Annotated in this window: 17 protein-coding genes and 1 rRNA gene; 10 read left to right on the top strand and 8 right to left on the bottom strand. The window is 57.2% G+C overall.

Annotated features, from left to right (window positions below):
* Positions 1-64: 64 nt before the first annotated feature.
* Positions 65-179: ribosomal RNA gene (rrf, locus tag AC5JQH_RS17790) — 5S ribosomal RNA — on the top strand.
* 67 nt (positions 180-246) lie between these two features.
* Here the strand turns inward: rrf and AC5JQH_RS17795 are convergent.
* The 8 genes from AC5JQH_RS17795 to AC5JQH_RS17830 form a co-directional block, all read right to left on the bottom strand.
* Positions 247-927, bottom strand: coding sequence for a sensor histidine kinase (locus AC5JQH_RS17795; protein WP_008172928.1), 681 nt, complete (start codon positions 925-927; stop codon positions 247-249).
* Positions 924-2561: a tetratricopeptide repeat-containing response regulator gene (locus tag AC5JQH_RS17800; RefSeq protein WP_053114897.1), complete on the bottom strand. Its 1638-nt coding sequence runs from the start codon at positions 2559-2561 to the stop codon at positions 924-926. The genes AC5JQH_RS17795 and AC5JQH_RS17800 overlap by 4 nt, the downstream gene beginning before the upstream one ends.
* Complete coding sequence (locus AC5JQH_RS17805; RefSeq protein ID WP_493805800.1) at positions 2558-6076, bottom strand: hybrid sensor histidine kinase/response regulator; 3519 nt, start codon at positions 6074-6076, stop codon at positions 2558-2560. The genes AC5JQH_RS17800 and AC5JQH_RS17805 overlap by 4 nt, the downstream gene beginning before the upstream one ends.
* A gap of 53 nt (positions 6077-6129) precedes the next feature.
* Entirely contained in the window at positions 6130-6636 is a 507-nt protein-coding gene (locus AC5JQH_RS17810) for a hypothetical protein (RefSeq protein WP_014576695.1), read from the bottom strand.
* A gap of 97 nt (positions 6637-6733) precedes the next feature.
* Complete coding sequence (locus AC5JQH_RS17815; RefSeq protein ID WP_493805801.1) at positions 6734-8500, bottom strand: sodium:solute symporter family protein; 1767 nt, start codon at positions 8498-8500, stop codon at positions 6734-6736.
* Positions 8501-8506: 6 nt separating this feature from the next.
* Positions 8507-8773, bottom strand: a complete 267-nt coding sequence (locus AC5JQH_RS17820; RefSeq protein ID WP_008172923.1) for a DUF4212 domain-containing protein — start codon at positions 8771-8773, stop codon at positions 8507-8509.
* A gap of 213 nt (positions 8774-8986) precedes the next feature.
* The gene (locus AC5JQH_RS17825) at positions 8987-9694 is read right to left on the bottom strand and encodes a 3'-5' exonuclease (protein ID WP_008172922.1); all 708 of its coding nucleotides are present in this window, start codon (positions 9692-9694) and stop codon (positions 8987-8989) included.
* A gap of 16 nt (positions 9695-9710) precedes the next feature.
* On the bottom strand, positions 9711-11627 hold the full coding sequence (locus tag AC5JQH_RS17830; protein ID WP_014576697.1) for a putative nucleotidyltransferase substrate binding domain-containing protein: 1917 nt from the start codon (positions 11625-11627) through the stop codon (positions 9711-9713).
* Positions 11628-11797: 170 nt separating this feature from the next.
* Here AC5JQH_RS17830 and smrA point away from each other — a divergent pair, with 170 nt between their 5' ends.
* From smrA to AC5JQH_RS17875, 9 genes are all read left to right on the top strand, one after another.
* Positions 11798-12379 (top strand): DNA endonuclease SmrA, encoded by a 582-nt coding sequence (gene smrA / locus AC5JQH_RS17835; protein ID WP_008172920.1) that lies wholly within the window; start codon positions 11798-11800, stop codon positions 12377-12379.
* A gap of 63 nt (positions 12380-12442) precedes the next feature.
* The gene (locus AC5JQH_RS17840) at positions 12443-12634 is read left to right on the top strand and encodes a membrane lipoprotein lipid attachment site-containing protein (RefSeq protein ID WP_008172919.1); all 192 of its coding nucleotides are present in this window, start codon (positions 12443-12445) and stop codon (positions 12632-12634) included.
* 80 nt (positions 12635-12714) lie between these two features.
* Positions 12715-13200: a (2Fe-2S)-binding protein gene (locus AC5JQH_RS17845; protein WP_053114899.1), complete on the top strand. Its 486-nt coding sequence runs from the start codon at positions 12715-12717 to the stop codon at positions 13198-13200.
* 1 nt (position 13201) lies between these two features.
* The gene (locus AC5JQH_RS17850; protein ID WP_493805802.1) at positions 13202-15406 is read left to right on the top strand and encodes a xanthine dehydrogenase family protein molybdopterin-binding subunit; all 2205 of its coding nucleotides are present in this window, start codon (positions 13202-13204) and stop codon (positions 15404-15406) included.
* A complete protein-coding gene (locus AC5JQH_RS17855; RefSeq protein ID WP_227507745.1) occupies positions 15399-16394 on the top strand; it encodes an XdhC family protein in 996 nt (331 codons plus the stop codon). Before AC5JQH_RS17850 ends, AC5JQH_RS17855 begins: the two co-directional genes overlap by 8 nt.
* A gap of 49 nt (positions 16395-16443) precedes the next feature.
* Entirely contained in the window at positions 16444-17070 is a 627-nt protein-coding gene (locus AC5JQH_RS17860; protein WP_053114901.1) for a methylthioribulose 1-phosphate dehydratase, read from the top strand.
* Positions 17067-17627: a 1,2-dihydroxy-3-keto-5-methylthiopentene dioxygenase gene (locus AC5JQH_RS17865; RefSeq protein ID WP_008172914.1), complete on the top strand. Its 561-nt coding sequence runs from the start codon at positions 17067-17069 to the stop codon at positions 17625-17627. Before AC5JQH_RS17860 ends, AC5JQH_RS17865 begins: the two co-directional genes overlap by 4 nt.
* Positions 17624-18316 (top strand): acireductone synthase, encoded by a 693-nt coding sequence (gene mtnC / locus AC5JQH_RS17870; protein WP_008172913.1) that lies wholly within the window; start codon positions 17624-17626, stop codon positions 18314-18316. Before AC5JQH_RS17865 ends, mtnC begins: the two co-directional genes overlap by 4 nt.
* Before the next feature lie 36 nt (positions 18317-18352).
* A complete protein-coding gene (locus AC5JQH_RS17875; protein ID WP_008172911.1) occupies positions 18353-19408 on the top strand; it encodes a DUF3080 domain-containing protein in 1056 nt (351 codons plus the stop codon).
* Positions 19409-19412: the final 4 nt, after the last annotated feature.

Below are 19412 nucleotides of genomic sequence, written 5' to 3' on the forward strand. Positions count from 1 at the left end.
TAACCGCTCAAACGAAATCAACATCACTCAGTTCCTTCTCGTCCCCCAGTGATCAACCGTTTTGCCTGACGACCATAGCGGTCTGGAACCACCTGATCCCATCCCGAACTCAGAAGTGAAACAGACCAGCGCCGATGGTAGTGTGGCGTTGCCCATGTGAGAGTAGGTCATCGTCAGGCTCCTAATACCAAAAACCCCAGCATCCTCGATGCTGGGGTTTTTTATTGCCTTCAGAAAAGACCTGGATCAGGGCAGCCAGATCTCAAACACACCACCACCGAGGCTTCCACCGTTGTGGAGTTTTATCGACCCACTTCGCTTTCCCTCACTGTGCAGTCTGGCAACGGATGAGGCGAAGAACAGCCCGAGGCTGGTACTGCCACTCTTGAAATCAAGGGATTTGAAGTTGAGTGTTCCCGTGTGCTGCATGCTGTCAGGATAGCCCTTGCCATCGTCTTCAACACCGATCACCAGATAACCGTCTCTCTCACCAGCGGTAAGCCGGATTCTGCTGCGGGTATAGCGGATGGCATTGTTGATGGTGTTATTGAGTACACCGGTCAACAGATCCTCGTCGAAAAAGCCGTTTATGTCCTCAGCGTCCACGGAAACATCAATGCCGAGCCCTTGCAGAAGAGGGTTGTGTCTGGCCAGGTGTTCCGAGAGGAAATCCGGCACAAAGTGCTCCTCAATGTGTGCCGAGAGGTTGTTCTCGCCAAGCCGGTATATACCAAGGAGTTGCACCAGATCGTTGTGCATCCGTTCGGCTTCGTACTGCAAGGTATTGAAGCGGGAAGATTCCCCGAGGCTTTCCTCGTGCTCGCTGCGAAGCTCGTCGAGGGAATTAAGGAGCATGCCAAGCGAGTTCTTCATATCGTGAACGGCTGAGGCAAGCACCATGGAAAAATCGATATTCTGGTCTTTCATACCATCAGCCCCTTCAGTTTTCGTTGTAAGGCGATATAGCGCCGATGTTGGCGGTGTTGCTCCGGCAGTCCTGCAAGGCGATCCAGGCAAGTCTGGCAGCGTTTGAGGAGCTCAGCGTTACCGGGACTGTTGTCATTCTCCTTCATCAGCACCTGAACCAGGTTAAGGTTCAGGGCAGCGTGGTCCGGGACGATTTCCAGAGCCTTTGAAAAGATCTCCACGGCTTCTTGCAGGTTCCCGGCTTCGAACGCTTTTATGCCATCCCGGTTGAGGGTTCGGGCTTTGATTTTCTGCCGGAACCCTACGGGCTCATCAAGGAGGCTTTCAATCTTCTGAAGTATGTCAGGCTCGTTGCTGAACCGCTCTGACATCTCTCGTAATAGCGCTTTGGCGTCGCTTTCATGTCCGAGTCGAAACAGGGTCTTGGCGTAATCAAGACCCGTTGCGGCATCCAGGGCTGCGGCATTGTCGAGTTTCGGTCTGATCCTCTCGAGGATTTCGGTCGCCTCTTTATCCTGACTCTGTCCCGCATAAACCCGGCACTGGACGATCTGGCTCCGCAAACTGATACCTTCCTCGGCCTCGAATCGTTTTTCCATCTTCTTGAGAACGGTCAGTGCTTCCCTGGCTTTTTCTTTGCCTTCTTCTTCAAGATTGCCCTCGCTGAGGTCGGAAAGTGCCTGGCCCAAGGCGAGGTAATGCTCTGAATTGTCGTGAATCGAGTGGGTGCCAAGCTCTATTGTGCGCTGCCAGGCCTCGGATGATGTTTCGAGATCTTGGTTGGAGCCGGCCAGCTGTGCAAGATGCTTTTGCCGAAGTAGGGCATTGGGGGAATGCTCTATGGCTTTCTCCAGTACCTGCTGTGCCTGTGTCGGCCGGCCCTGCCGTTCGAACCCCTCTGCCAGAAGGTCATAGGCCTCCATGTAGTCCGGATGATTTGCAATAAGCTCTCGCAGGCCTTCAACAGCCTGGTCGAAGCTTCGATTGGCGAGCAGGACTTTGCAGCGTCCGAGCCTTGCCCAGGACAATTCCCGTTGTGCAAGAACGTCATCGAAGGTTTTGAGCGCGTGCGCCAGGTCCCCGAGCTGGAAATACAGGTCGCCCAGGGTTTTCATTAACCAGGTCTTGTAACGTGGCTGCCGGGGCAGCATTTGGAGACAGAGCGAAATGGCTTCCGGGTAGTTTTCCCGGTCGATTTCCCGATTGATGGGCATGAGTGTGTTGCGCTGGCTGATCAGGGCGCTAAGACGTTTCTCGAGTACAGCCCGGTTGATGGGCTTGGTCAGATAGGCATCGGGCTGGTACTCCCTCGCCCCCATGACCATTTCCTTGGAAGTCTCCGCTGTTACCATGAGGAACAGGGATGAGCGCTTCAGTAATTTTTTATACCGGAGGTCCTCGAGGATATGCTGGCCATTCTTGCCCTCTCCCAGGTTGAAGTCGCACAACACGACATCCACGTGATTGTAGGTACAGTGCTGGATGGCCTGACTGGCATTGGAGACCAGCTCGATAGAGTCAGCGCCACAACTGCGCAACATCTGGCGAATGGACAACCGGAAATTTTCGAAGTCATCGATCACGAGATAGTTGAGTTTGCCGAAAGGATTGGCGTCCGCTTTGGTGTCGGTCATGAGCGCTTCTGTTTCAGTAGCTTGTTAACCAGTGCCCTCAGTGCAGCCGGTTTCACCGGTTTGTAGAGAATCTGGTAGCCCCGGTTGATGGCATCCTCCCGAACTTCAGGCGCCATATAACCGGTGATGAGTATGCCCGGGATGTTGGCATTAAGAGCACCGCGAATGCTGTCCATGGCATCGAGGCCGTTCTTGTTATCATCTAGCTGATAATCGGCAAGTATAATATCAGGCCGATTCCCTTCCAGTTTTTCCATGGCGTCTTCCAGGCTTTCGGCGGCCGTTACGTCACATTTCCAGTTCCCAAGCAACGCGACCATGCCCTGCAGGATAGCCGGATCGTTATCGATGCACAGGAAATGCAGGCCTCCGAGGTTGGATACCCTGCGTGAGCCCGATGCGGGCTTGGCAGCGGTGGTCTCGTTCTGTTCCGGAGCCGCTGTTGGCACGGTGATACCGAAGACACTGCCTCGGCCCTGGACGGAATGGACGCTGACCGGGTGGTTCAGCATGCCGCTGATACGGTCAACGATGGCGAGACCGAGCCCCAGGCCCTTTTTATCCCGGCCATGCTGAAACCGACGAAATTCCTCGAAAATGTGTGCCAGCTGGTCCTCGGGTATACCGGGACCGGTATCCCAGACTTCTATACGAATATAGCCTTTCAGACGCCGGCACCCGAGCAGAATCTTGCCTTCCGGCGTGTAACGTATGGCGTTGGACAGGAAATTCTGGACCACACGACGCAGCAATTTGGAATCGGATCGGATCCAGGCCGTGCTGGGCACAACGTGCAGCTCCAGGTTCTGGTCCTTGGCGATTGCTGAAAAGTCGGTTGCCAGGTGGCGCATGATCTCGTTCACGGGGAAGACCCCGATATCGGGCTCCAACGCACCCGCGTCCAGCTTTGAAATATCCAGCAGGGTGCTGATGATTTCCTCGGCAGCCCCGAGAGAGCTGTCGATGTGGTCCACGAGATCTTTCATCTCGCCGTCATCTGCTTTCCCGGCGAGAGCAGAGGTAAACAGTCTGGCTGCGTTCAGGGGCTGGAGAAGGTCGTGGCTGGCAGAGGCTAGGAAGCGTGTCTTGCTCTGGTTCGCCTGTTCTGCCACCGATTTGGCCTTCAGCATCTGCTCATTGATGACCTGAAGCTCCTGGGTGCGCTCCTTGACCCGCTGCTCGAGGTAGATGTTGGTCTCCTTGAGGGCCTGCTCGGTTCTGCGCATGGCCGTGATGTCCTGGAACGTGGTGACATAGCCACCACCAGGTATCGGGCTGCCATCGATGCGTAACACCGTACCATCCGGTCTCTGGCGCTCGTAGGACATCGGCCGTCCCTCCCGCATGCTCGTGCAGCGATCGACGACGATCTCATCAATCCGGCGGGCAGATAGATTGGCATTGGTAAGGTTATAGCGCATCAGATCTTCAACAGGCCGACCGACCCTGACGAAGCCCTTCGGGTAGGTGAACAGTTCCAGATATCGGTGGTTCCAGACCACCAGTTGCTGCTGGTGGTTAACCACAGACACGCCCAGACTGATATTTTCAATCGCTGACTGGAGCAACTCCCGGCTGAAGGTCATGGCCTGGGACGCTTCGTCGACGATGCTGACCACATCCTCGATCTGCATGTCCCGGCCGGTGAGGGTCGATTCCAGGACCACCCTGGCGGTGGAGGCGCCGATCACCGAGGCCAGTTGGCGCTCGATGTATTTCATCAGGTGCGCCGATGCCGGGCGGTGCGGGTGCAAACGGATGGCGTTGCGGCGTTCGTAATTCCGGAAAATGGTTTCCGAGCGTTCTTCACCCATGAACCGGTCGGTTAGCGCCTGGAGGTCGGATGTCAGTATTTCGCCCTGCCAGCTCTGATGCTGCGCGGTCTCCGCTTTGGGCTGCGGATCGTGGAAGAAGGAGGCAATCTGGATCTTCTCTCGGACACGTTGACGGGTCAGCATCGAAAGTACGATGTACACCAAAGTGTTGATGCCGAGGCTCCAGATAATGCCGTGACTGGTCTGGTCCAGCTCGGACCCGAACAGGGCAGTGGGGCGCGTCCAGTTCAGTCCCCAGATTCCCTGCTCAATCAGTGTGTCGTTGACCCAACCGGTGGTGGCCAGTGCCGGCAGTAGCAGGGTGTAACACCACATCAGGAAACCAAGGCCAAGGCCCCAGACGGTGCCCATGTAATTGCCCCGGCGCCAGATAATGCCGCCTACCAGCGCCGGCCCGAACTGCGCCGCTGCCGCAAATGACAGCAGGCCGAAGGCCGTCAGGCTGTAGTCTTCGCCGGCCATCCGATAAAAACCATAGGCGGTGAGCAGCACCACAAAGATAGCGACCCGGCGGATACTCAGGAGCAGGTAGCTGAGGTCCGTGCGCCGGTTCATGCCTGGTCGGAAAAATTTCAGCAGGGCCGGCATGATGATCTCGTTGCTGACCATGGTGGCAATCGCCACTGAGCACACGATTACCATGGCTGCAGCCGCTGACCCGCCACCGAGGAACGCCAGTATGGCCAGCCATTCCTCGCCTGCCATGATCGGCAGCTGCAGTATCAGGATGTCAGGATTTCCAGCAGAGGCCTCGGGCGACAGCAGGCCCGCAGCGGCAATAGGAAGCACAAAGGCGCTGGCTACGATCAGGTAGATCGGCATAGCCCAGCGGGCAATCTCGAAGTCCCGATGATCGGTATTTTCAACCACCATGACATGAAATTGCCGGGGCAGGCAGATGATCGCGAGCATGGCAATGAGTGTCTGGGTAATGAATGCCGGCGCTTCGATACCATCGGTGGTCAGGGTGCCGATCAGGTCGGCGTCCCGAGCCCGTTCAAACAGATCGCCAAACCCGCCATAGAGCCCGTAGCCAACGAACAGCCCCACAGCGACGAAAGCCACGAGCTTGATCAGTGATTCGAAGGCCACGGCCTGGATCATGCCCCGATGATGCTCGGTGGATTCCAGGTGTCGGGTACCGAACAGAACGGTAAAGACCGCCAGGGCAAGGGTGATGTACCACGCGGAGTCACTCCAGGCCGCCGTGCTCAGCTCTTCATAGCCTGTTCCGGTAGCCGAGAGCACGTTGAAGCCCATTGCAATGGCTTTCAGTTGCAACGCAATGTAGGGAACACTGCCGATCAGGGCAAAGGTTGCAATCATTGCGGCCAGGAGCTGGGATTTGCCATACCGGGAGGCGATGAAGTCGGCAATGGAGGTACTGTTATTGCGCTTGCTGATATAGATGATCCGGCGCAGCAAGGGCGCACCGAACACGAAGACCAGCAAGGGCCCGAGGTAGATGGGGAGAAACCCCAGACCCTCCTGGGTGGCGCGTCCAACGGCGCCGTAGAAAGTCCAGGAGGTGAAGTAGGCTGCCAGGGAGAGTGCGTATATGTGCGTGCGTGCCAGGCGCCTGCGATATAACCCGGGGTGTTTGTCGCCGGCCCAGGCGATCACGAACAGGATCGAGATGTAGGTGATGGAAATGAGGACCAGCAGCCAGGCACTAATCATGGTTACGCGTTCCCGACAGTATCAGCAGGTTGGTGCATCACGCTAACGAGTTATCACTCGGCGCAGACGGTTTCATACAGGGGGTCTCCGGGCTCGAGCAGTTTAAGGTTATCCACTCGCGGGCTTCCGTCAGATCCCAGAGGTACCAGTTCCCGGGTCGCACAGTTAATGATGTGAACGCGATGAGAAACCGCGTCTGTCATCTTCTGCTCGAAGCGATAGAGGGTAAACCGGACGATGTCTTCGCTGCTGGTATCACGGCTGATACTTTTGGTGTCGACCGTGGAAAATGCGGTGACGTAAGGGAGCACGAAGGTCCATGGGCGCCACAGGATGCCGTCGGATTCGGTGCTCACAACCACCGCTTCGTCCGGCAGACGTGCTTCTTTCTGGTCGAACCAGGTGTATTCCATGTAAATGAGATAGCCGAGCATGCCCGCGCCGGCAAAAACGGGGATGATCCACTTCGGGGCTTTGTTTCGAGTGGCGGCGCGAATACCCAGTGCAATACCAGCAGCGCCAAGGCCGCAAACTACAGTAGCGACAAATGTCCAGAACATATTATGACTTCCTCAAAAAAGAACGGGCTTCCTCATTGAGGAAGCCCGTTCAGTATCAACCTGTCAGTTCATCGAACAAATCAGGCTGAGATGTTGCTTAGTGGTCTTGAGCCTGACCGGCACCACGTGGGTAACGGACGCTTTCAACCAGTTCCTGAATCTCAACGGGCGGTTCTTCAGTTGCGTTGGATACAATGAAGGCTACCGCAAAGTTGACGATTGCACCAACCGCGCCGATAGACAGCGGGGAGATGCCCAGCACCCAGTTTTCCGGAGTGTCTGCCAGGTTATTGGTGCCCGGAATGAACAACCAGCCCTTGTACACGAAGATGTACGCAAGGGTAAAGGCCAGACCGGTCAGCATGCCGGCGATTGCGCCTTTGTTGTTCACACGCTTGGAGAAGATACCCATCATCAGTGCCGGGAACAGGGAGGCGGCGGCAATACCGAAGGCAAGGGCCACCACCTGTGCCGCGAAGCCCGGGGGATTGGCGCCAAGCCAGGTGGCCACCGCGATCGCGACGGCCATCGATATCCGTGCTGCCATCAGTTCGCCCTTCTCAGTGATGTTGGGATTGATGGAACCCTTGATCAGATCGTGACTGATCGCTGAGGAGATCGCCAGCAACAGGCCAGCCGCGGTGGACAGTGCTGCTGCCAGGCCGCCTGCTGCGATAAGACCAATGACCCAGCCGGGCAGGTTGGCGATTTCCGGGTTGGCCAGTACCAGGATATCCCGGTTAACCACGAGCTCGTTACCGTTCCAGCCCCTTGCTTCAGCCTGGGGAGCGAAGGCCTCGCTGTCATTATACAGCTGTATACGACCATCTTCGTTCTTGTCGGTGAACTGGATAAGACCAGTTACTTCCCACTCCTTGATCCAGTTCGGACGCTCATCGTACTGGATGGGCTCCGCTGAGGTGCCGTCCGGGTAGATGGTGGTCATCAGGTTCAAGCGAGCCATGGAAGCAACCGCCGGCGCAGTCAGGTACAGCAGGGCGATGAATACCAGAGCCCAGCCTGCGGACCAGCGTGCGTCAGCCACCTTGGGTACGGTGAAGAAGCGGATGATAACGTGTGGCAGGCCTGCAGTACCGATCATCAGCGACAGGGTAAACAGAACCATGTTCAGTTTGTTGTCGATATCGGCGGTGTACTCATTGAAGCCGAGGTCGGTGATAACCTGGTTCAGCTTGCTGAGGATCGGCATGCCGGAATCCACGTGAGTCGAGAACAGACCCAGACCTGGAATCGGGTTACCGGTCAGCTGCAGAGAGATGAACACAGCAGGAATGGTGTAGGCAATGATCAGCACGCAGTACTGTGCCACCTGGGTGTAGGTGATACCCTTCATGCCACCCATAACTGCGTAGATGAAGACCACGACAGCCGCGATCATGAGGCCAACGGTGGAATCAACTTCCAGGAAGCGGGAGAAGGCAACACCAGCACCAGCCATCTGGCCGATAACGTAGGTAACAGACGCTACGATCAGGCAGATAACCGCTACGAGGCGGGCATTCTTGCTGTAGAAACGGTCGCCGATAAACTCGGGAACCGTAAACTTGCCAAACTTCCGCAGGTACGGAGCCAGCAGCATGGCCAGCAGAACGTAACCGCCAGTCCAGCCCATAAGGAAGGTGGAGTTGGCGTAGCCACCGGCAGCAATCAGACCTGCCATGGAGATAAACGATGCCGCGGACATCCAGTCGGCGCCGATTGCTGCGCCGTTGGTGATCGGATGAACACCGCCGCCGGCAACGTAGAAGTCACTCGTGCTTCCGGCCTTGGCCCAGATAGCAATTGCGATGTAGAGGAGGAATGAGCCCCCTACGAAAATGATGTTAATGGCAAATTGGCTCATTCGTTCTTACTCCTCGTGCACGCCGAATTTTTCATCGATCTTGTTCATGCGCCACGCGTAGTGGAAGATCAGAGCGATGAACGTGAGGATGGAACCTTGCTGGGCAAACCAGAAGCCCAGATCAGTACCACCAATCGGAATACCGGCAAGCATCGGACGGAGCAGAATTGCAAAGCCGTAAGATACCAGGGCCCAGACTATCAGGCTCCCGAATATCAGGCGCAGATTCGCCTTCCAGTACGCTTCAGCATCGTAGCTATGACCTGCTGACATAGGATCACTCCTGTTTTGTTGTTGTGGAGGTTGGGTGGGTTTTTGGTGAGGCACTTCTGTTAGAGAATTTATTATTCATATAAGTACTTCTCCGACTAGTTGTCCCTACTGACTTTACTGGTCAAGCGATTTATAGATATTGGCAAAAGGTCTAATTCTCAGTAATTTGGCGTGACGTCGGTCTATAAATGCGATGTTCCGCCAGGCATCGATTCAGAAACGATGCATGTTTTGCAGGCGCCGATGGTAATGGAGCTTGTCGTAAAGCCCTTTGAGAGTTTTTACCCCTTCCGACCGCGCCTTATTAAGTGCGACCAGGGTAAGTTCGGCTGTAGCGAGAGCATCGGAAGCGGCGTGGTGACGTTCGCTGACTTCAAGGCCGAAATAATCGGCCCAGTTGTCGAGTCCTTTGCCACCGGTCTTGGTGTTTGGAAAAAATGCAGGCATCAAGTCGGCCACGTCCATCCAGGTATGAGGCTGGGTATAGCCAAGCTGCGCCTTCAGGGTCTTTTCCAGAAATTTTTGATCGAACGCCGAGTGGTAGGCCAGGATAGGGTCGCCGTTCATCCACTCAAGAAGATAAAGAAGGGCATCCTCGATTTCGTGCCCCTGGGTCAGCGCCTCGGGCCCGATCCCGTGAATGAGCACGGTTTCGCGGATGTCGAGCTCCGGACGCCTGAGGATCAGGTCGAACTGGTCGCCCAGATGGATAATGCCGCCGCGGATGGCGACGGCCCCGATAGCGATCACCTCGTCCTTGGAGGGGTTCAGTCCCGTGGTTTCAAGATCCAGCACGATCAGACGGCAGTCCGTAAGCAACTGTTCTCCTGGCGTTTTCGGGTTGGGCAGATTGCCAGGATCGTGGCTGCCGATTTTTCCGCCCCGGCGATGCTCAATCCATTGTTTGATCTGTTCCAGCATGTCTCGCGCCTGAAGGTCAGAGTTGGTAGGTAACTTCGAGTTTTTGTTGCAACCGCTGCGCCTGCCTGAAAGATTCCCGCAGGATTCGACGGTCGAGTGGGTTCAGATCGTCGGGATCGATGTAGTTGGTGAGCTCCTCTCCCTTTGCCAGCATTTCCTGGTGGGCCCGCATGCGGATCGCCTGGATCAGGCTATAACCTTCCTTCCAGGCGTTGGCATCTTTCGGATCGAAGACGCCCTTTTTCGCCAGCTCATCCATGCGCTCCAGCGTGTTCGCGGTCTCAACGCCATTCGCCAGGGCGAAAACCCGCACTGCCTCAACAAACGGCGCCAGGCCCTGACGCTTGAGGTCCAGTGAGTGCTTGTTGCCCTCGGATATATAGCGGAAATTGCGGAACATGGTGAGCGGCGGCTTCCGCTGGAACGCATTCCCGGCAAGCATTTTCTGGAACAGGGCGTTTTTCCGGATCCGCGTGAGGATCTTGTCCAGAAGATCGTTCAGCGGCTCGGTTGGACCGTAGATAGCCCTCATATCAAGAAAAATTGAGGAATACACCAGGTTCTGGGGTGTGGAGGCATCAATGAACCGGATAAACCAGTCGTCCCACTCCTTGTCGCTCAAGCAGAGTTTCGGGTTACTGGCCATGATGTTGCCCTTGCACAGGGTGAAGCCACATTCGGCCAGTTCGTCGTTTACCTTTCGCGCAAAGGGCAACAGCTTTTCCCGGACCTGTTCGGCGGTCATCCCTTCCGGCGTCTGGAACAGTATGCCGTTGTCCTGGTCGGTCAGCAGGGTCTGCTCCTGGCGGCCCTCGCTGCCAAACGTCAGCCAGGTGAAGGGAATGCCCGGGTCGTTCTTCTTGATGTTCAGTTCCAGGACCCGTCTGACGGTTACATCATTGAGCGTGGTGATGATCTTGACCACCTGCCCGGAGTCGGCGCCGTGGGCGAGCATCGCATCCACCAGGCGTGATACGTCTGTTCGCAGGCTGACCAGGGTGCGCAGGTGGGTGGCCGTGCCAATGGTGCGGGCAAGGTTTACCAGGTCCACGCGCTGCAGGGAGAACAGGTCTCGTTCCGAAACCACGCCAATCAGTTTACGGTCATCGTCGATGACGCAAAGATGCGCAAAATGATGCTCCGCCATCAGCATGGCAGCTTCGAACGCATCCGCATGGGAGGGAAGGCAGCAGGGATTCTTGGTCATTACCTGCTGTATGGGTGTATCCAGGGGGCCGGTGCCCTCGGCGATCATGGTGCGAAGGTCCCGCAGTGTGAAAATGCCGGTCGGGATACGGTTTTCATCGGTAACGATAATGCTGCCGACGTTGTTTTCGTGCATTCGGGCCACGGCTTTACGCACCGGCAGATCGGGCGAGCAGACAATCGGATTGCGCAGGGCATAGCGTTCAAGTGGCGTATCGAGGGACGTGCTGGACCCGATTGAGGCCATGGCACTTGACTGTATGCGCCGGTTCACCTGATCGAGCAGGCTGCTGACGCCCCGCAGGCAAAAATCCCGGAAAGGTTCGCTTTCAGCAAAGAGTGTAACGAACGCTGTCTGCCCGATGCTGAGGCAGAAGGTGTCGCCGTCTGCCCGATGCAGGGTTCTGGTTGGCCGTTCGCCGATCATGGCGGCGAGGGGAAAGCACTCGCCTTGGCTGATCTCGAAGGTCGTTTCCGTGCGGTCTTCTTTGTCGTTGTGGCGCTCGCCACGAATCCGCCCCTGTTTGACCACGTAAAATCGTTTAACGACATCCTGATCCGGAGACAGCACGATATCGCCATCGGCGTAGAACTGGATGGAGGCGTTCTCCGCGAAATGCGCAAGATGGGAGTCATCCATGCTGGAGAAAGGCGCGTGTTCCCGCAAAAACGTCATGATGGCGCGGATGTTCTGCGGGCGGTCATTTTCCTGGTGCGCTGAGGCCATGTCCGTCGTCACTCGCTGGTTATTATTGTCCGTCTGAAGTGTAGTGTAGCCAAAGCATCTGTTGCCCTACGATTTTGGTCGCAATAAGTCTGACATAGATCAGTTTTCTTTAAGGCCGGTTACCCAGGTGGTAAAGTCGGTCTCTGAAACAGGTCATTAATTGTAACGCCATGACTACCAAAGAAGAGCGCCTCAGTTTCCTTGAGGAAATGAAAGACGTCCGGCGTATCCGCAAGCCCAACCGGGCCGAGGTGACAACGCCCCGGGAACTGACGCCAGGTCATCTGGAACGTCAGCGGGCGGCTGTTGAAAAGCCCGCGCGGGACACCAATCCCCTGACTTCCGACATGGTAGAGCCGCTTACGGCCCACGATATCCTGAGCTGGCAGCGGCCAGGCATCCAGCACGGCGTATTTCGAAAGCTCCGGCTGGGCCAGTATCCGATCGAAGCGCGCCTTGATCTGCACCGTATGACCGTTGAGCAGTCCCGTCGCGAAGTCTTCAGGTTCATCGGTGATTGCGTGCGCTATGGCCTGCGGTCGGTCATCATTCTTCATGGCAAGGGCGAGCGTAATCCTGATGGTATCGCCCAGTTGAAAAGCTACCTCGCCAAATGGTTGCCGGAGCTGGACGATGTCCTGGCCTTTCATTCGGCCCAGAAACACCATGGTGGTACGGGGGCTGTTTATGTCATGGTGCGAAAGAGTGACCGGGATAAGCAGCATAATCGTGAACTCCACGGCAGCCGTTAGGGCTGCCAATCCCAGGTATTCCTTAACACGAGCCGCGGTGGCGGCTGAACGGAGGTTATCGTCGTGAAAAAAGCTGTATTGGTTGTATTCGCCGTACTGGCACTGGCGGGCTGTAAGGATCGAGTTATCTGGAACGACAACGGCAAGGTTGAAGAGGCCACAACGGATCGGGAGGTCTGGGACTCAAACGGCAAGATGGAGTCCGGCGAACGCAAGATCTGGGTTAACAAGGATGGCGAAGAAGTCGTCAGATAGGACTCTGGTATCTGCCATAGGGGTAGCGACAATAATAAAGCCGGAAACAACACCGGAGACAGGTAAAGGAGAGGGTTGGGATGGCCGTGAGCCTGACAGTCAATGGCGACGAGCGGTCGCTGAACATTGAAGGGGATACGCCTCTTCTATGGGTATTGCGTGATGAGCTGGGGCTCAAGGGAACTAAATTCGGTTGCGGCGCGGGCCTCTGTGGTGCCTGCACAGTTCACCTGAACGGGCAGCCTGTGCGCTCCTGCTCGACACCGGTCGAAATGGCCGCGGGTGGTGATGTGGTTACGATTGAAGGCCTGGGGGAGGGAAGTCGTCTTCATGCACTGCAGGATGCCTGGATAGAACACGGCGTTCCTCAATGCGGCTACTGCCAGTCGGGCCAGATCATGAGTGCGGCCCACCTTCTGGCCAGCAATCCGGCGCCTTCACGTGAGGAAATTGTTGCGGCCATGACAGGCAATCTTTGCCGATGCGGCACCTACTCGCGGATCATTGCAGCCGTGGAATCCGTCGTCGCTGATACGTCAGACGGCGCTCAGGGAGGGGCCGCATAACATGGCGATGAATCGACGAAATTTCCTCAAGGTCAGTGCCGGGGCCTCCGGGAGCCTCATGGTTTCAATAACGTTGCCGGGCTGCGCGGGAATCCAGACGGGGTATGAGCCGGACACGGGCGAATGGCGTCCCGATGCCTGGCTGGAACTGACTGCCGATGATGAAGTCTTCTTCACCCTGGCCCGGGTCGAAATGGGGCAAGGAACTTACACCGGGTTGACCACTTTGATTGCCGAAGAGCTGGAAATCCAGCCGGAGCGGATCACCCCACGCTTTGCACCTGTGGCGCCGGAGTATCGAAATCCTCTGTACAAGCTTCAACTGACAGGCGGTAGCACCAGTGTTGCGACCAGTTGGGAGCCGCTTCGAACGGCCGGAGCGGAAGCCCGGCAAATGCTGGTTATGGCGGCAGCACGTGTATGGAACGTCGAAGCAACCGAATGTCGCGCCAGTGAAGGCAGGGTGGTGCACCCGAACGGTATCGACTCCATGGCCTATGGCCAGTTGGTTGAGTTGGCCGCCAAAGAAGTGCTGCGTGGTGACATAGCGCTCAAGCCGCAGAGCGAATGGAAATACATTGGCAAGCAGCGAGGCAAACTCGATGCCCGGGCGAAGTCCACGGGAACCGCAGTTTACGGGATTGATGTCGATCTTCCGGACATGGTGTACGGCGTTGTTTCACGCTCTCCCCGACGCGGCGGCCGCGTTCGGGACTTCAACGCTGATCAGGTCCGTGCAATGACGGGTGTGCTTGATGTTTTTGAGATCGAGCGTGGCGTGGCCGTTGTTGCCGACAAATACTGGCGTGCCCGGAAGGCTCAGGACGCGCTCAAGATAGACTGGGATTTTTCGGATGCCGTGTCTCTGTCTACGGGCGACGTGTTCGACTCCTACCGCGCCGCCGCCGATGACGATCCCGGAGAGTCCGAGCGTAGTGAGGGCAGTTTTGCCAGTTCCATGGAGGAGGGCGACCGGGTGGTGGAAGCGGAATATGCCCAGCCCTACCTGGCCCACGCGACATTGGAGCCCATGAGTGCCACGGCCTGGTACCGAGAGGACGGCATGGAGGTGTGGGCCCCTACACAGGCGCCGGACCTTGGCCGGATAGCAGCAGCCCGGGTGACCAATCTTGGCCCCGACGATATCACTATCAATACGACCTTTCTCGGCGGCGGTTTTGGCCGTCGACTGACTCAGGACTATATCGAAGAAGCGGCGGCAGTGGCCTATCGGGTCGGACGGCCGGTTAAGGTCATCTGGTCCCGTGAAGAGGACACCCGTCACGATCTCTATCGCCCTGCCATGCTGCACCGTATGAAAGCCAGCCTGTCTAGTGCTGAGCTGACGGGCTGGCATCACCAGATTGTTGGTCCTCAGATCCTGGACTGGTATGTCCGCAATGCGGCCCCTGCCCAGTATCCCTGGGCGCCAAAATTCATGTACGACACACTTGGCTCAGTCGGGCTAATGGCCGAAGGCATTGCCACGCCGAAAGATCACTCCGCGATTGAGGGGGCTATCGAATACCCCTACCGGGTCCCCAATATTGATATCCGTCATACCCACACCGATCCCGGCATTCCGATTACCTGGTGGCGTTCGGTAGGTTTTTCCCACAACGGGTTTGCCGTCGAAACTTTCATGGACGAACTTGCCCATGAGGCAGGTGAGGATCCTTACCAGTTCCGTCGTCGCCTTATTGCCCACGAGCCGAGGCACCTTGAAGTGCTTGACCGGGTTGCCAGGCTGGCCGACTGGCAGTCGCCTGTGCCAGAAGGGCGGGCCCGGGGGCTCGCCCTGTTCCGGAGTTTCGGAACGTACGTTGCCCAGGTGGTGGAAGCCGGAGTCGAGAATGGTGCGATCCGGGTATACAAGGTCACCTGTTCGGTGGACTGCGGCCAGGTCGTTAACCCCCGTATCGTGGAGGACCAGATCGAGGGCGGTATCCTGTTTGGGCTGACCGCGGCACTTTATGGAGAAATCACGCTGGAGAATGGCGAGGTCCAGCAGAGCAATTTCCACGACTACCCCCTAATGAGGCAGTACGAGCGTCCTGAGGTATTGGTGGATATTGTTGCAAGCAGCGAGTCGCCGACCGGAGTCGGCGAGCCTGGCGTGCCGCCGGTGATCCCGGCCCTGGGTAATGCCCTGTTTGCGCTCAATGGAAAGCGGCAGCGTAGCCTGCCATTGAGAGCCAATGCCTGATTCAAGCGTCGCCTATTCGGTCGCTACTGGCCACCAGACCGTATTAGACAGAATGTCTCACTGGCTGGCGGAAGGTCAGAGAGCCTGGCTTTGCACCATAGTGGACACCTGGGGCTCCTCGCCGCGTCCGGTCGGCTCCTGGCTGGCGATTGCAGAATCCGGTCACTGGAGCGGGTCGGTGTCCGGTGGCTGTCTGGAAGAGGATCTGCTCCGGCGCACAGCGGAAGACGGGCCGGAACATCCGGTTTTCGTTGATTATGGAATCACCGATGATGACCGGGATCATTTCCAGCTGCCTTGCGGTGGCCGGATACGGCTTCTGATTGAACCCTTCCGGGGCCAGATGGGTCTCGATCACGTTCAGGCATTGGCGGCTGCCTTGCGCGATCGCGAACCGGTGGTTCGTCGCGTGCCGATAAACGGGGCTCCGACGCTGGAGCATTCTGTCTCCCGGGCCGGTAACGCGGTCCACTTCGACGGTGAACAGCTTCTTCATGCTTTGCAGCCCGAGTGCCGGCTGTTGCTGATCGGTGCGGGCGAAGTCGCCCGTTACGTTTTTGAATTCGCGACCGCGGCGGATTTTGCTGTCACCCTCTGTGAGCCGAGGGAGGCCTTCGCCGCCGGCTGGAGTTTTGAAGGGATTCCCCTGGACCGGCGCCTGCCCGATGATCTGATTTCGACACAGTTTGGCGACGCCTGGTCCGGTATTCTGGCCCTCGCCCATGATCCGCGCATCGACGATATGGGGTTGCTTGCAGCTCTTCACTCCAGTGCCTTTTACATAGGCGCAATGGGGTCGAAAAGAACTTCGGAAGCCCGGCGGGAACGATTGGCATCTCTGGGGCTTGAAAAAGAGGCACTCGAACGCCTGCGAGCTCCCATTGGTGTTGATATTCCGAGCAAGACACCGGCAGAAATTGCTGTCTCCATTGTCGCCGATCTGATTGCCGCACGGCATCATTTGCGAGGAGCTGGTTCGTCCCTATAATGGCGCCCATGGGAGTGTCCCAAGCGCTCTGAAACCCGGGAGAGAACTCGTGTTTGATGTAACCCGATACGCCGTCGCCGCGGATGCGATTGTGCAAGCCGGTCGATTCCTGTACCAGCAGGGTTGGTCGCCCGCAACCAGCAGTAACTATTCTGCCCGCATCGATGCCGAACACATCGCCATTACTGTTTCAGGCCGTCACAAGGGGCAGCTGGGGGCGGGTGATGTCATGGTGGTCGATCTGGCCGGCCGGCCGGTACAGAGCGACTGTCGCTCCTCTGCAGAAACAAGGCTGCATACGGTGCTGTATGAGGTCTTTCCCGAGGTGGGCGCGGTTCTGCATACCCACTCGGTGAAGGCAACGGTGCTCAGTCGTCTGCTTGAGCCCGGCCAGCCACTGGCGCTGGAAGGCTATGAGCTGCAGAAGGCGTTTACCGGCGTTGAGACCCACGAATCAGTCCTGACGGTTCCGGTGTTCGACAACACCCAGGACATCGACGCGTTGGCGGAGCAAACTCGCGAATGGTTCCGGGAGCATCCGGAACAGCCAGGCTACCTGATTCGTGGCCATGGCCTGTACACCTGGGGCAAAACCATGGCCGATTGCCTGCGCCATGTCGAGGCCTTTGAATTCCTGTTTGAATGTGAGCTTGAAACCATGAGGGTTCGCCCATGACTACCCTGAGTATTTTCGACCAGAGCCAGCCCGAAAAGGCACGCAAAGTGACCGGGAATCCTGAAGAAATACGGGAGCTTCTGGCCCGCCACGGTGTGCGCTATGAGCAGTGGCCAACGAAAGATCTGCCGGCTGACGCATCCCAGGAAGACATCCTTGAGGCCTACAGCGAGGAAGTCTCGAAACTGAAGCACGAATGTGGTTTTCAGACCGCGGATGTGATCAGCCTGAACCCGGACAATCCGCAGAAAGACGCGTTCCGGCAAAAGTTTCTGGATGAGCACACCCACAGTGAAGACGAAGTTCGTTTCTTTGTCCGTGGCCAGGGCCTGTTTTACCTGCACTTCGGCAACGAGGTTTTCGCCGTGCTGTGCCAGAAAAACGATCTGATCAGTGTGCCCGATGGCACTCGCCACTGGTTTGATATGGGCCCGGAACCTGCGTTTACCTGCATTCGCCTGTTCACCAACCCCGAGGGCTGGGTGGCGGACTTTACCGGTGAAGACATCGCCGGTCGCCTGCCTCGCTATGAGGCGCTGGCAGGAGCGGCCGAATGATCCGGGTTGTGCTCACGGATATCGAAGGCACCACCAGCTCTATTTCGTTTGTGCACGATGTCCTGTTTCCCTATGCCAGCGAGCACCTGCCGCGTTTTGTCCGTGACCAGCATCAGGACAGCTCGGCTGTGTCTGAGCAACTGGACGCAGTGGCCGAGGTTTCAGGCGTTGCGCGTGAGGATGTCGAAGGGCTGATCCAAGTGCTTGAAACCTGGATCAGGGAAGACCGCAAGGAAACCTCTCTTAAGACGCTGCAGGGCATGGTCTGGGAGCAGGGCTATCAGCAGGGAGAGCTGAAAGGGCACATCTATGCTGACGCAGCCGACTACCTTCAACGCTGGCATGATCGGGGGCTGCGTTTGTTCGTATATTCATCAGGTTCGGTGAAAGCCCAGAAGCTGATTTTCGGTTTTACCACGGAAGGCGATTTTACGCCGTTTTTCTCGGGCTATTTCGATACCCGCATCGGTGGCAAGAAAGAGACCGTTTCATACCGGAATATTCTGTCTGAGTTGGGCGTCGAGGCCTGCACGGTGCTGTTCCTGTCTGATGTGGAAGCCGAACTGGAGGCAGCCGAGGAAGCCGGCATGCAAACTGCCTGGCTTGTTCGCGAGGGAGATCTGCCGGAAACCGAACGTTTCGTTGCCCGTGATTTTGCGGAGGTTGATGCCCTGCTGCAAAAGCGCTAGGCCCAGGGCTTTTTAACGCCATCGCAGGAGGAATGAATGCCCGGAACCGGAATTTGCAGAATCTTTGCGCCGGTTCTCGCCGTGCTTCTTGCCGGTTGCGACCCGTTCTCGGATGCGCGTCCCATGATGGACGAGTATGTGGAGCGGGTGGCCCGCGTGTTGGAAGCCGATCCCGAGTTTTCTGACATTCCCTCCGCCAGCCAGCTTCCCCGCCGCCGTGACCGTGTGCTGACCATGCCCGAACTGGACATGGGAATGCTCGATTTTCTATCGCTCTACGGCTGTGAACTCCAGTACGTTGTTGGTGAGAAAAACTCGGTGATGGGGCGGGTTATGCAACCCCTGAACCGCCTTCGTTATGAAATCCGGTTTATCGAAGCGGCCAGGGACTGTCTGCCGGATATAGAAGATGAAGAATTTGCCGAAGAGCTTGCCGGTGGTATCGACAGCAAGCTTGAATCCCTGCCCATTGCTATCTGGAATGCCACCTGGGGCGTCGAAGAAATCGAAAAACTGTTTACCCTGGCCAAGGGTGACTATCCCGTCGCGCCAGAGGGCAATCCGGTGTCTGATCTCGCCCTTGATATCGACAGCCTGAACGCAGCAGTGGCCCGTTTGTACTCTGAAGATCTGGCGGTTTCCCTCGACTTTGCCGGCGACGTTCATCAGCGCTGGCAGGCAGAATACCGCGCCGGTCAGTTGATCAACAGCGCGCTTCTTCTGACTGCAAGGCTGAAGGACGGGACGGCATTGCTCAGGCAGAGAATTGAGGGCAAGCCTCTGTGTATTAACGGCCAGCCGAACAACCAGTCGGATATTGTTCAGAGTATGTTTTTCAGTGTTTATATCGAAAAGATCCAACCCTATATGAGCACTGTGACCCAGGGACGGGTGGCGCTCATCGAGCCGTTCGAGCAGTTGGCGGAAATGCAGCGGGCGGTCATGCCAGAAAGTTTCGCCGGCTGGTATGAGCGGCATCTCTCACAGAGCGCCGAGGCCAGCCTGTGGCGGGAACTGGACGTGGCCATGATGGCCCACACCAAAGCCTGGCAGGAATTACTGGGCCAGTGCGGATTGCGCCCGGGAGCCTGACCCT

Source organism: Marinobacter sp. H13 (assembly GCF_059072335.1).